The organism is Mycoplasma buteonis, assembly GCF_000733865.1.
GTDB lineage: Bacteria > Bacillota_I > Bacilli_A > Mycoplasmatales > Metamycoplasmataceae > Mycoplasmopsis > Mycoplasmopsis buteonis.
This window is the reverse complement of record NZ_JPOK01000005.1, coordinates 1-11,898: the sequence shown is the minus strand read 5'-3', so window position 1 is coordinate 11,898 and position 11,898 is coordinate 1. Positions and strand designations below refer to the sequence as shown.

Below are 11,898 nucleotides of genomic sequence, written 5' to 3'. Positions count from 1 at the left end.
ACTACCTTTCAACTATTTTTTGAAATTCATTTTTTTCCTTTTTGCTTGTTACTCTAAAATTATTCATGGCATTTTTAATAATTTTGGGTTTGCAGTTAATATTTTTATTTTGCTTGCTATATAAATAAAAGTTTTTTATAACACTTTCTAAATCTTGCATATTAGCTAAAACAACATGGTTTGGAACATTAGTTAAATTATTTTTTAAATCATCCGGGAAAACTATTAATGAAGCAATAGGAACTGTGCTTCCTATAATTTTAGCAATATGATTCATGTGACGTTCATTTTGAATCACTGGATTTTTAAATTCCACATTTTTAATGCCATTTTTAGTTTGTGAGCTTAGCATTACACTTTGGCTATTTCCAAAACCACTTAGTATTCCGTGATATGATTTAACTTCAACCACAACTACTAAGTTTTGAAAAATTAAAAAACCATCAATTTCAAAGTATTTATTATCATATTTATAAATATCACCACCAAATCAAGTAATTTTTTTATTTTTCGTTATTCTCTTTAATTCCAAATTAACTTGATTTTCAAACTCAAATCCACTTTTTAAAGCTTTATTTTTGTTTATTTTGCTTAAAAAGTAAAGAACTATTCAACTGCAAATTAGCAAAAGAAAAATACAAATCATAATAACTGTAATAATAATGTGATTATTCATTTAACATCCTTTTAATTAGTTTAACAAATTATTCAGTAAAAATAAAAACATGAAGTTATTTCATGTTTTTATTTTTATCTGAAGGTTTTTCCATGTTTAATGCTTTGTAATTTTTATAAGAAATAACTTTTACAACAAATGGGTTTACCAATGTTTTTGTTAAACCTTGTACAAATGCGTAAAAAATTGGTGCAAGTAAGTCAGCAATAACCATAATTATAGAAGCTGAAACCACACTTTTTCAGGCTACTGAAGTTTGTTCAACAGCTTGTGAAATTTCTCCAAAGCCTAAATTTTTATAATTCTTCATAGCAAAATAATGTGTTAAATCAGTATCACCTGTATGAAACATAAGAGTAGGTAATTGTTGAGCTAAACCTCTAGCTGGATTAATAGCTGCCGAACCACCTAAAATACCCATTCAAACTGACATTGAAATAATGAACATAATCATTAAATCACGATATTTCCCGTTAATATTAGGAGAAAAAATTGGGAAAAGTAAAATAGATGTCATTACAAGTTCTACAAAAAAGATTCATGCAGTACCTGAAGCAATTGATGGTGTTGTTTCTGTTTCGAAAGCTTTATGAGCAGCTGAAATAGCATCAATTGGAGCATTAGCAATAACACCTTCTGGAGCAGTAGCGTGACCTACTAAATAAATAATGCAGGCTGCAACTATAGCTCCTAAAAATTGAATAATAATTTTATAAGTTGTATAGTAACCATTGTTTGTACCATTAATATAACGATATAAACTTACAGATGGGTTTAAATCACAACTTCAACGTAAAAATATAAATAAACACAATCCTACAACAATAAATCCTGCGTAAAATCCAACGATAATTGGATGCAATAAAAATTCTTCAATAACTAATGGTTTGTCAGTTGAACCTGCCACATAAATACTTAAACCAGCAAGTCCTAAAGAAATAAAAATTGTTCCGATGAATTCAGAAATACCGTGAATGATTCATGTACGTAAATCTTTAGGTTTTTCAGCATTCATTCTTCTTGCTTGAGTTAAATTGAAAAATGAGAAAAAGCTTCTAAAAAAAGCTGAAAAATCACTTGTATTATTCTGTTTATATTTAATATTCTTATCCATTTTTAATTTTTCCGTTCTCCATTAATTTGAGTGCATTATCAAATACACCGTTTGCTGCGTTATCAGCATTTTCTAATGTAGCTTTAGCTATTTGAGTTAACGCAAGATCTGTTAAATAAGCTTGGTGTGATGTTACAAGAACATTATCCATTTCAATTAATTCTTTTCAATCTGGATCAAGCGCTTTTAAATCATCAATTCTTGCTGAAACGTCTTCGTAAAATCTACCTTCTTCTCTTTCAAGAACATCTGTAGCTAATCCACGAATTTTACCTGATTTTAATCCTTTAATAACAGCTTTAATATCCATTGTTTCACCTCTAGCTGTATTAATTAAAATCATCCCTTCTTTCATTGCGTTAACTGCAGCATCGTCAATTAAATATCTTGTTGAAGGCAATAAAGGACAGTGAATTGAAATAAAGTCACTTTCTTTTAATAATTCAGTAAGTGAAGCTCATTCAAAACCGAATTTTTCGGCTGTTTGTGGGAAATTTTCTTGAGCAAAAGCATCAAATACTAAAACTCTTGCACCTGTAGCCTTAGCAAGTTTAATAAAAGTTTGACCAATTTTACCTGAACCAATAACTCCGATTGTAGAGTTTCCGACACATTTACCGTCTAGTCCATTTAGTGAGAAATTGTATTTTTGAACTCTATCGTGTGCTTTATATAAGTTTCTATTTAAACTAAGTAATCCTGCAAATGCAAATTCACCAATACTTTCAGCTGAATAGTTGAAAATTCTAAAAACTTCAATTCCTAATTCATTTGCTTTTGCAACATCAATTTTGTTGTAACCCATTGATCTTTGGAATCAATATTTAACACCCATTTTTTTAAGAACTTCTAAAATAACTTTATCACCATATGTATTAACAAAACCTGAAACAGCATCAAAACCTTTTGCTAAGTGAGCTGTATTTAAAGTTAAATTTTCTTTAAAGTAAACGATTTCGTGTCTTCCTTCATTATACTTATCAAAGTATTTAACATCATAATCTTTTGTATCAAAAAAAGCAATTTTCATAAAATATTCTCCTGTTGCTCTAGTGTTTTTTGTTTTGTCTTAATTATATTATTTTTTAATTTCTACATAGCATAGATATTATGTAATGCAAAAAAATGTGGAGTTAATTCCCTACTTTTTATAAGTATTATTTTTTTAGTTTATTTTTTGTTCATATTTTAAATTTTTATAAATAATCAATGGAGAAAAACATGAAAAACATATTACTATATTTATCCGATACATTACGTGGAAATAACAAAGAAATTTATGAATTTTTAAGTTCTGAATATCAAGTTAATAAAAGTAGCATTGAAGAAATTCAAAATAAATATAAGGAATCAGGGACAAATTTTATTACCGTATTAAATAATGAGTATCCAGAAGATTTATTCCAAAATAAAATACCTCCATTTGTTATTTATTACAAAGGTAATATTAGACTTTTAAATACAAAAAACAAATTTTTAATTTGCAACGAAATTAACAATGATAAAACTGACTATTTTATTCAAACAAGATTAAATTTCGGAATTCAACCCTTTACGCTAGTTATTACAGATTTTAAAAAAGTACATGATAAAATCTTAGAAAGATATAGTGGAATACCTTACAAAAGAAAAATATTTATACACTGTGAAAGCTTAGAAAATGTAAACTTAGTTACTGATGAACAAAAAGAATCTGAATTACATTTAAGTTTGTATCCATTAAATTCACACCCTAAAAAAGCCTACTTTAAACAAAGCAACTATTTATTAGCAGCTGTTGCTGATGCTTTAATCATTGTTTCAAGCAACGAGAACACAAAGATACAAGGTTTAGTAAATGCTTTTTTAAGTTATGGGAAAGAAATTTACTGTTTCCCAGGACTAGATATAAATGATGGTAATACTCAATTTTTAAGAGAAGGCGCTAAATTAATAACTAAATTAGTCGAAATACAATAAAAAAATGCGCTAAATTAGCGCATTATTATTTATTTTGTTTTTTCTGGGTATACAGAAACAAACTTTCTGTTTCTTCTGCTTTCGTATTTTACGTATCCATCGATTTTTGAGAATAAAGTATCGTCTCCACCACGTCCAACATTTACACCTGGGAAAATTTTAGTTCCTCTTTGACGATAAATGATTGAACCTGCTGTACAGTATTGTCCGTCACCTAATTTAGCACCTAGTCTTTTTGAGTGTGAATCACGACCATTTCTGGTAGATCCACCGGCTTTGGTATGTGCCATTTTCTAATTACCCTTGAATTCCTGTAATTTTTACACGTGTATATGGTTGACGGTGTCCAAGTTTTCTCTTGTGAGTTGACTTAGCGTTGTGACGATAAACAATAATTTTTTTAGCTTTCCCTTGTTTTTCGATGATACCTGTAACTAAAGCATTTTCTAAGAAAGGTCTTCCGATTTTGTCATCAACAAGTAAAACTTTATCAAATTTTACTTCTTGTCCTTCTTCACCATCGATTTTTTCGATGAAAATTGTTTGACCTTCTTTAACTAAAAGTTGTTTTCCACCCGCTTCGATAATTGCTAACATGCAATACCTCCATAAGTGGCTCGTCTTTAAGGTGACAAATAATGTACTTTAAAACCTTTTTAGAACGGTTACTCGAAGTAACTTCTTTATTATAATTCTTTTTCAAAAAAAATAAAATTTTTTACTCAAATGTTGTGAAGGTATCGATAGTACTTTTTGATGTTTTGTCAGTTAATTGTCATTTATAACCTACAGTTTTATCCTTAATTTCTCCTTGTGGTGACATTGCAACTTTAATTAATCCTACAATTGGTGCTATTGCATTTGCCAAAGCTCCAATACTACTAATCAAAGCAACAGCTGAAAAACCAACCGTTATTCTTTCAAGATCTTTAATTTCTAATTTTTTAGCCTCTTCTAGTTTCATTTTATCCCTTAAATTATTTAATTTAATTTTAAGTATGTACAAAAAATAAACTAAAAACTAGGTATAAAACCTAGTTTATATTATTCAACAAATTGAGTACTAAATTTTCCGTTTACTTTTTCTACTTTTGATTGTGAAATTCAAATATTAGGATCAATTAATTTTAAATCATCAACTAAATTTCTTGATTCTAAAAGCAAGATAACAGTTTCGATTTTGTAATTATATTTGCCAGTATATCCTGATTTATATCTTACAATTCTGTAGCTATGTCAATAATTAATAAGATTGAAATAAGCAATGACTTTTTGAGGATCTTGAGAAATAATAGTTAATTTCATTTTTTTATATTTAGGATATAAAACATTAACAATTAAATTTGAAACCAATATGTAAGCAAAGGTTGATAATTCTCTCATACCAAAAATTTCATCATGCTCATTTGGTTTTATAAATGAATAAATAATTAAGAAAACAATAGCTGTAAAAATAGCAATTGTAGATAAAATGTTAGCAACACTTTTTTTACTTTTTGTTGAAAAGTAATAAGCAACAATGTCAGTGCCACCTGTTGAGCCACCAGCCTTTCAAGATAAAGCGATTCCCATACCGATAAACATAGCTCCTAGTGAACCATAAAGTAAAATAGGTCATGTTTTTCCTACGTGATATCAGTACGCTTGCAATTCAGAATTAGATAAATAATCAAAAGTGTTATTTGTATTTAAAATATTACGTATATTTAATAAATACTGATTAACACTTATTCTTTCAGAATCAAAAAGCGAAATTAATTCTGGATACATTGTATGTCAATCATGAATAATATTAGTTTGATAATCAGTAAGTTTATAAATTTTTTCTACAGTATTATTAGCAAGTTTTACATCAAAGCGAACTGGTTTATAAATATAATTTCGAACATCTTCGATATCTGCTGGAACTAGCAGAATTTTTTTAGATATAAATTCATGAACTGCATTTATATTTGTGAATAAAAAGTTAATAAAAATTTGACAAATCATAAATGCTAACGTTAACCACATAAAACTTGATTTGGATTTTTTTCAAAAAATAATAAATAAAGGTAAATTACACCCTAAGTAAATCAAAGCAAAATATTGTTTTAAACTAGGAAAGATATATTGCAAAATAGTAGGGATTCCAGTAATTCCGGAAGGAATTGTATCTGCTCTACTTAAAAAAACTTGAATACCAAAATTGAAAACAACTGCTGCTAAAAAAATTAGTAAAAATCTTTTTCAGTAGCGATTAAAAAAGATACTTGGTGTCAATTTAACTTTTTTATTATTTGCTAAATATTTACCCATTTTATATTTAAGTCTTTCAGTTTCTTTTTTAATTTCAAATTGTGAAATTTCTTCAGAAGACTTAGTAATTTCAACAACTTCATTTTTATTAAAAACAGCATCCATAACTGTATTAGAATCGCTTTTTCTATATTTATTTAAATGTCATGTTTTATATTTTTCTAAGATATGTTTATCGGTATAATTTAGTCTTTTTCTCTTGAAAGTTTTATCTAAGTTTTTGTTTTCGTTCATATCAAAAATTTTACATTAAAATAAAAATTTAATTATCTGAAAAATAAAAAAACAAAGACGATTGCTTTGTTTTAAATATTTTTAATATCTACAGTTTGTTTTTCTTTTCTTTTATTTCTAATTTCTAAAACAGATGATCCTACACTCACGATAATAAATAAAGCAACAGAAAAGAAAATTGTAAAATCAGCAAAATTAAAAGTTCCTACTGTTTTTTGTTTTCAATTTTCGAATGCTGGTGAATAAAATATATCTTTTACATACCCTAAGTAAATAAATCGATCTAGTGCATTACCTAAACTTCCTGCCATTAATAATGAAAAGGCAACAACATAAAAGAAACGAATTTTTTTATGAACTAAAAACATAGGTACTAGCAATGCAATAAAGCAAAGTAATAAACTTAAAGTTTGAATTAAAGCATAAACATCTCAAGTTTCAGGTAAAACAGTAACCCCTTTGTGTCAAACATATCTAATTCCAAAAAGTCCACTACCATGCTGATCGCCATTATAAATTTTAGAAATAGGTCAAATTGATTCTGCATTATCTTCACTATGATTCTCAAAAACGTTTACTGGGTGATCTCATAAATAAGTTTTAGTTAGTTGATCAATTAAAATAAACACAATAAAAACAACAAAAAAGATTAAATAATTAATTAATATTTCTTTTCAGTATTTTTTAAAATGAGCTAAAATTTTTTGCTGTCATCTTTTTTGTAATTTAAATATTAAATTATTGTTTTTCATTTTCTAAAGACTTAAGTTCATCAACTACTTCAAAACATAATTCACAAAGATCATCTTTTAAAGTTCCTATTTCAAAATGATTTCAACATCTTAAACATTTTTCTGAATCAAATTTTTCTAAAATCAATTCAGAAAAACTATCAGAAACCTCTACTTTACCTACCATTAAAAGTAATTTTAAATCTAATTTGCTTAAAAAACCACTTAATCTAGGAATTTTTAAACTAAGTTCATTTGAACGTTTAACCAAACCAGCTTTTATTTGTTTTTCAATAAGAATATTAACTTGATCTCTTAAATCAAAAAATTCTTTAAATTGACTAAAAATGTTTTCGTCATTTTTAGAAATTGAATATTCTGCGAATGTTTCAAACATAATTGATTTGAACTGACTTTCAGGAGCAAAAAATTTGTATGCTTCCTCGCTTGTTGTAGGTAAAATAGGAGCTAAAGCTAATAATAAAAATTGTGTAATTTCATATAAATTATTAATTACCATTAATCTTTCTTTATCAGTAAGTTTACGTACATATAAAATATCTTTAGTAACTGATAAATAAAAACTAGATAATTCAACAACAAAATTATTTAATAATTTAACAACTGTTAAAAATTTATATTCCTCATAAGCTTGGAAAACTTCTTTTGCAAGTTTTTTGTACTGAATATTAATAAACTTATGAATTCCTTCGTACTCTAATTTAGAATCAAAAACATGACCTTGAATATTACCTAGTAAAAACTTAATTGTATTTCTTAATTTACGATAAATTTCTGTATTTTGATCCAAAATTTCTTCTGAAATAGAAACATCATTCGTGTAATCGCTATTAGCTGCTCATAATCTCAAGATATCAGCACCTCTTTTTGAAACAACCTCTTGAGGTGTAACTACATTACCTTTAGATTTAGACATTTTTTCACCTTTTCCATCAAGAACAAATCCGTGTGAAATTAAACGTTTATAAGGTGAAACTCCTTTAAAAGCAACAGCATTAATAATAGATGAATTAAATCATCCTCTGTATTGATCTACACCTTCTAAATATATATCATATGGTAAATTTAAATTTTCATCTATATCAGCAGCCACAGATGATACTCCCGAATCAAATCAAACATCCATAATATCCATTTCACGTGTATAACCTAAGTTACGATATTTTTCAGGTAAAAGTTCATCTGTTTCTTTTTCTCATCAAACATCTGTACCATATTTAGAAACTAGATTAATAACGTAATCAAAAATATCTTCTTTAATTACCGGTTCCTTATTTTGATCATAGAAAATGATTATAGGTACTCCTCAAGTTCTTTGACGAGAAATAGTTCAATCATGACGATTTTCAATCATTTGAATCATTCTATTTTTAGCTCAATCTGGATAAGTTGAAACTTCATTTTTCAACTGGCTTAAAATTTGATCTCTAATTTTATCTATAGAAACAAATCATTGTGGTGTACCACGAAAAATAACAGGTAAATGAGTTCTTCAGTCGTGTGGGTAAGAGTGCTTAAATCTTTCAAAAAATAATAAGTTTGTTCCTAAAAAATTAGAAATTTCTTTATTAGCATAATCATAAAAAAGATTATCAAATTTTGTATTTGTATTTTCTATATAACCTTTGTCACTAATATGCATAATCATATTTAATTTATATTTAAGACCGATTTGAAAGTCATCCTCTCCAAATAGAGGTGCAATATGAACAATACCTGTACCACTTTCTTCAGTAACATGATGTCCAATAACAATAGGAGCCGTATTATTTAAAATAGGTGTTTTATAAAGTACTTCACCTCTAAGTTCTTTACCGTAAAAGCTATCAACTACTTCATAGCCCTCTCATTTAACTTTAGATAAAAATGTTTCAAATAAGCTTTTAGCAAGAATATAACGTTGATTATTAAATAAAACAACAATATATTCAATTTCACTTCCAAGAGCTGCTCCTGCATTTGCTATTAATGTTCAAGGAGTAGTTGTTCAAATAATAATTTTATCTTCTGGTTTAATTTTTGAAAATTCAGATGACACGATATCAAAAGCAACATAAATTGAAGGACTAACAACATCTTGATATTCCACTTCTGCTTCGGCTAGCGCACTTTGACTACTTGGAGATCAATAAACTGGTTTAAGCCCTTTATAAACCAAACCATCTAAACACATTTTTTTAAAAACTTTAAGTTGTTTAGCTTCATATTTTTTGTCTAAAGTTACATATGTTTTCGAAAAATCTGAAAAAAGTTGTAAGGTTTGAAATTCTTTTTTTTGTGACTCCACTTGTTTCAAAGCATATTTAGCAGCTTTTTTTCTTAAAATAATTGGATTTATTTCATCTTTATTTAATTGTGCTTCAACTAAAAATTTATGTTCAATTGGTAATCCATGAGTGTCTCAACCAGGAACATATGGAGAGTAAAAACCTTTAAGTGTTTTATATCTTACTATAATATCTTTTAAAATTTTATTTAAAGCATGACCAACATGAATATTCCCGTTTGCATATGGAGGACCATCATGCAAAATAAATTTTGGATTATCTTGATTTTTCTTCAATACTTCTTGATATACATTGTTATTTAATCATTCTTTGCGATATAAAGGTTCTTTTTGCGTTAAATTAGCACGCATGTCAAATTTTGTATTTGGCATATTTAATGTTTTTTTTAAATCCATAAAAACTCCTATTTACCTATAAAAGGTTCATTTATAACAGTAATAATTGAAACTCCATTTGGTTTATGGCAATGTCCATAATGACAAATTTCGGTATCTCCAATAATGATTTGTTTAAAAATATTTAAATGATACTCTCTTGTAAGTTCAATTTTACGATCATCTGTTTTTCATAAATATTTAAAAGTAACTTCTTTACTTGTGTTACTAAAAGCAATTTCTATTAATTTTCCAAATAAAAAAATTTTTTTGTTATTAAAATTAAATTCTTTTTGAAATTCGGTTCATAATATTTTATTTTGTATCCATAAATCTTCAATTGTATACTTAGAAAGTTCTTCATATGAAATATCAACAAATATTGGTTTAAATTGCAAATGAATATTATTTAAAATTTTAGCCATTTCATTGTATGTTTTTATTTCAATTTTATTTTTATCAACACAAGAAACAGAAAGTAATGGCACTGTACTTATAACAGATAAAGAAATTAATATTTTTTTAAACATTTTAAAATTATACAAAAATTACTCTATTTTATTAAGTTAAACCTAACAAAATAGAGTAATTTATGGTGGCCCCGGCAGGAATCGAACCAGCGACACACAGAGCTTCAATCTGTTGCTCTACCAACTGAGCTACAGGGCCATAATGGCGGTCCAGACGGGGATCGAACCCGCGTTCTCCTCCGTGACAGGGAGGCGTATTAAACCACTTTACCACTGGACCATTTGGTTGCGGAGGCAGGACTTGAACCTACGACCTTCGGGTTATGAGCCCGACGAGCTACCGACTGCTCCACTCCGCTATATAAGTCTATTAAGTTAAGCACCTGCATAGTTCTTTTTTTCATGGCGGGTGATGAGGGATTTGAACCCCCGCGGGCCGTGAAGCCCCTGCTAGTTTTCAAGACTAGTCCCTTCAGCCACTTGGGTAATCACCCATGGTGGACCCAACAGGATTCGAACCTGTAACCGACCGGTTATGAGCCGGTTGCTCTAACCGTTGAGCTATAGGTCCAAATTATATTAGCTCAAAATAATAGATATGGTAGCACCGAAGAGAGTCGAACTCTTGACCTTCCGGGTATGAACCGGATGCTCTAACCAACTGAGCTACAGTGCCATAAAAATGGTGGAGAGTATGGGATTCGAACCCACCACCTCCTGCGTGCAAGGCAGGCGCTCTAGCCAAATGAGCTAACCCCCCATTAAATGGTGAAGAAGACAGGATTTGAACCTGCGACCACTACAGCCCAAATGTAGTGCTCTACCAAGCTGAGCTACTTCTCCACAAACTTATTTACATAAGCTTTACTATTATATTACTTTTTTGACAAAAATCAAAAAATATTTTTTATTTATTACTTTTGCTTTAATAGTATAACATATTTTTAAAAAATGTCAATAAAAAAATAAAAAAAATGCCCTCTTGGGCTTAGTTTTTTGAAAACTGAATAGTAATAATAATTTATTAAAATGTCTGAATATACATCTTAACTTTTAAACCTATCAATTTATTAGTAATGGTCAGCTAAATGTATTGCTACACGTACACTTCCATCCTATCAACCTCGTCGTCTACAAGGAATTTCAAGGGAATACTTATCTCTGAGGAGGCTTCCCACTTAGATGCTTTCAGCGGTTATCCTTTCCGTACTTAGCTACCCAGCTATGCTTCTGGCGAAACAACTGGAACACCAGCGGTACGTCCACTCCGGTCCTCTCGTACTAAGAGCAGCTCTCATCAATATTCCAACGCCCACATCAGATAGGGACCGAACTGTCTCACGACGTTCTGAACCCAGCTCGCGTACCGCTTTAATTGGCGAACAGCCAAACCCTTGGAACCGACTCCAGCTCCAGGATGCGATGAGCCGACATCGAGGTGCCAAACCTTGCCGTCGATGTGATCTCTTGGGCAAGATAAGCCTGTTATCCCCAGGGTAACTTTTATCCGTTGAGCGACTACCGTTCCATAACGTATAGCCGGATCACTAAGTCCTGCTTTCGCACCTGCTCGACTTGTAAGTCTCGCAGTCAAGCACACTTCTACCTTTGCGCTCTACATACGGTTTCTGACCGTATTGAGTGTACCTTTGAACGCCTCCGTTACCTTTTAGGAGGCGACCGCCCCAGTCAAACTACCCACCACGCACTGTCTCCCCTCCGGATAACGGAGGCAG

At 29.4% G+C, this 11,898-nt stretch carries 11 protein-coding genes, 8 tRNA genes and 1 rRNA gene; 1 reads left to right on the top strand and 19 read right to left on the bottom strand.

What is annotated here, in order from left to right; translation table 4 throughout:
- Nucleotide 1: 1 nt before the first annotated feature.
- From EI91_RS00960 to EI91_RS00950, 3 genes are read right to left on the bottom strand one after another with little or no spacing between them, the layout of a single operon-like run.
- Nucleotides 2-676 carry a nuclease-related domain-containing protein gene (locus tag EI91_RS00960; RefSeq protein ID WP_036452047.1) on the bottom strand — a complete coding sequence of 225 codons (675 nt, stop codon included), beginning with the start codon at nucleotides 674-676 and terminating at the stop codon, nucleotides 2-4.
- Nucleotides 677-731: 55 nt separating this feature from the next.
- Nucleotides 732-1,790: an aquaporin gene (locus tag EI91_RS00955; RefSeq protein ID WP_036452045.1), complete on the bottom strand. Its 1,059-nt coding sequence runs from the start codon at nucleotides 1,788-1,790 to the stop codon at nucleotides 732-734.
- A complete protein-coding gene (locus EI91_RS00950) occupies nucleotides 1,783-2,820 on the bottom strand; it encodes a 2-hydroxyacid dehydrogenase (protein ID WP_036452043.1) in 1,038 nt (345 codons plus the stop codon). The genes EI91_RS00955 and EI91_RS00950 overlap by 8 nt, the downstream gene beginning before the upstream one ends.
- Nucleotides 2,821-3,011: 191 nt before the next feature.
- Here EI91_RS00950 and EI91_RS00945 point away from each other — a divergent pair, with 191 nt between their 5' ends.
- Nucleotides 3,012-3,749: a DNA-processing protein DprA gene (locus EI91_RS00945; RefSeq protein WP_036452041.1), complete on the top strand. Its 738-nt coding sequence runs from the start codon at nucleotides 3,012-3,014 to the stop codon at nucleotides 3,747-3,749.
- Between the two features lie 29 nt (nucleotides 3,750-3,778).
- Here EI91_RS00945 and rpmA read toward each other — a convergent pair whose 3' ends face one another.
- The 16 genes from rpmA to EI91_RS00860 all read right to left on the bottom strand — a co-directional run.
- On the bottom strand, nucleotides 3,779-4,039 hold the full coding sequence (gene rpmA / locus EI91_RS00940; RefSeq protein ID WP_036452039.1) for a 50S ribosomal protein L27: 261 nt from the start codon (nucleotides 4,037-4,039) through the stop codon (nucleotides 3,779-3,781).
- A 7-nt stretch (nucleotides 4,040-4,046) separates the two neighbouring features.
- Nucleotides 4,047-4,346 (bottom strand): 50S ribosomal protein L21, encoded by a 300-nt coding sequence (rplU, locus tag EI91_RS00935; RefSeq protein WP_036452037.1) that lies wholly within the window; start codon nucleotides 4,344-4,346, stop codon nucleotides 4,047-4,049.
- Between the two features lie 121 nt (nucleotides 4,347-4,467).
- Nucleotides 4,468-4,713: a hypothetical protein gene (locus EI91_RS00930; protein ID WP_036452036.1), complete on the bottom strand. Its 246-nt coding sequence runs from the start codon at nucleotides 4,711-4,713 to the stop codon at nucleotides 4,468-4,470.
- Between the two features lie 80 nt (nucleotides 4,714-4,793).
- Nucleotides 4,794-6,278, bottom strand: a complete 1,485-nt coding sequence (locus EI91_RS03500) for a YitT family protein (RefSeq protein WP_051789155.1) — start codon at nucleotides 6,276-6,278, stop codon at nucleotides 4,794-4,796.
- A gap of 71 nt (nucleotides 6,279-6,349) precedes the next feature.
- Nucleotides 6,350-7,030 carry a signal peptidase II gene (locus EI91_RS00915; protein WP_051789154.1) on the bottom strand — a complete coding sequence of 227 codons (681 nt, stop codon included), beginning with the start codon at nucleotides 7,028-7,030 and terminating at the stop codon, nucleotides 6,350-6,352.
- On the bottom strand, nucleotides 7,017-9,713 hold the full coding sequence (gene ileS, locus EI91_RS00910; RefSeq protein WP_036452035.1) for an isoleucine--tRNA ligase: 2,697 nt from the start codon (nucleotides 9,711-9,713) through the stop codon (nucleotides 7,017-7,019). Before ileS ends, EI91_RS00915 begins: the two co-directional genes overlap by 14 nt.
- Before the next feature lie 8 nt (nucleotides 9,714-9,721).
- The gene (locus tag EI91_RS00905; RefSeq protein WP_036452034.1) at nucleotides 9,722-10,222 is read right to left on the bottom strand and encodes a hypothetical protein; all 501 of its coding nucleotides are present in this window, start codon (nucleotides 10,220-10,222) and stop codon (nucleotides 9,722-9,724) included.
- A 63-nt stretch (nucleotides 10,223-10,285) separates the two neighbouring features.
- Nucleotides 10,286-10,361: transfer RNA gene (locus EI91_RS00900), tRNA-Phe, on the bottom strand.
- A 4-nt stretch (nucleotides 10,362-10,365) separates the two neighbouring features.
- Nucleotides 10,366-10,442, bottom strand: a tRNA-Asp gene (locus EI91_RS00895).
- Nucleotides 10,443-10,445: 3 nt separating this feature from the next.
- Nucleotides 10,446-10,521 (bottom strand) — tRNA-Met (locus EI91_RS00890).
- A 44-nt stretch (nucleotides 10,522-10,565) separates the two neighbouring features.
- Nucleotides 10,566-10,656, bottom strand: a tRNA-Ser gene (locus tag EI91_RS00885).
- Nucleotide 10,657: 1 nt separating this feature from the next.
- Nucleotides 10,658-10,733 (bottom strand) — tRNA-Ile (locus EI91_RS00880).
- 28 nt (nucleotides 10,734-10,761) lie between these two features.
- Nucleotides 10,762-10,838, bottom strand: a tRNA-Met gene (locus tag EI91_RS00875).
- A gap of 7 nt (nucleotides 10,839-10,845) precedes the next feature.
- Nucleotides 10,846-10,922, bottom strand: a tRNA-Ala gene (locus EI91_RS00870).
- Nucleotides 10,923-10,928: 6 nt separating this feature from the next.
- Nucleotides 10,929-11,005: transfer RNA gene (locus EI91_RS00865), tRNA-Pro, on the bottom strand.
- Between the two features lie 206 nt (nucleotides 11,006-11,211).
- Nucleotides 11,212-11,898: ribosomal RNA gene (locus tag EI91_RS00860) — 23S ribosomal RNA — on the bottom strand; the annotation flags it as partial.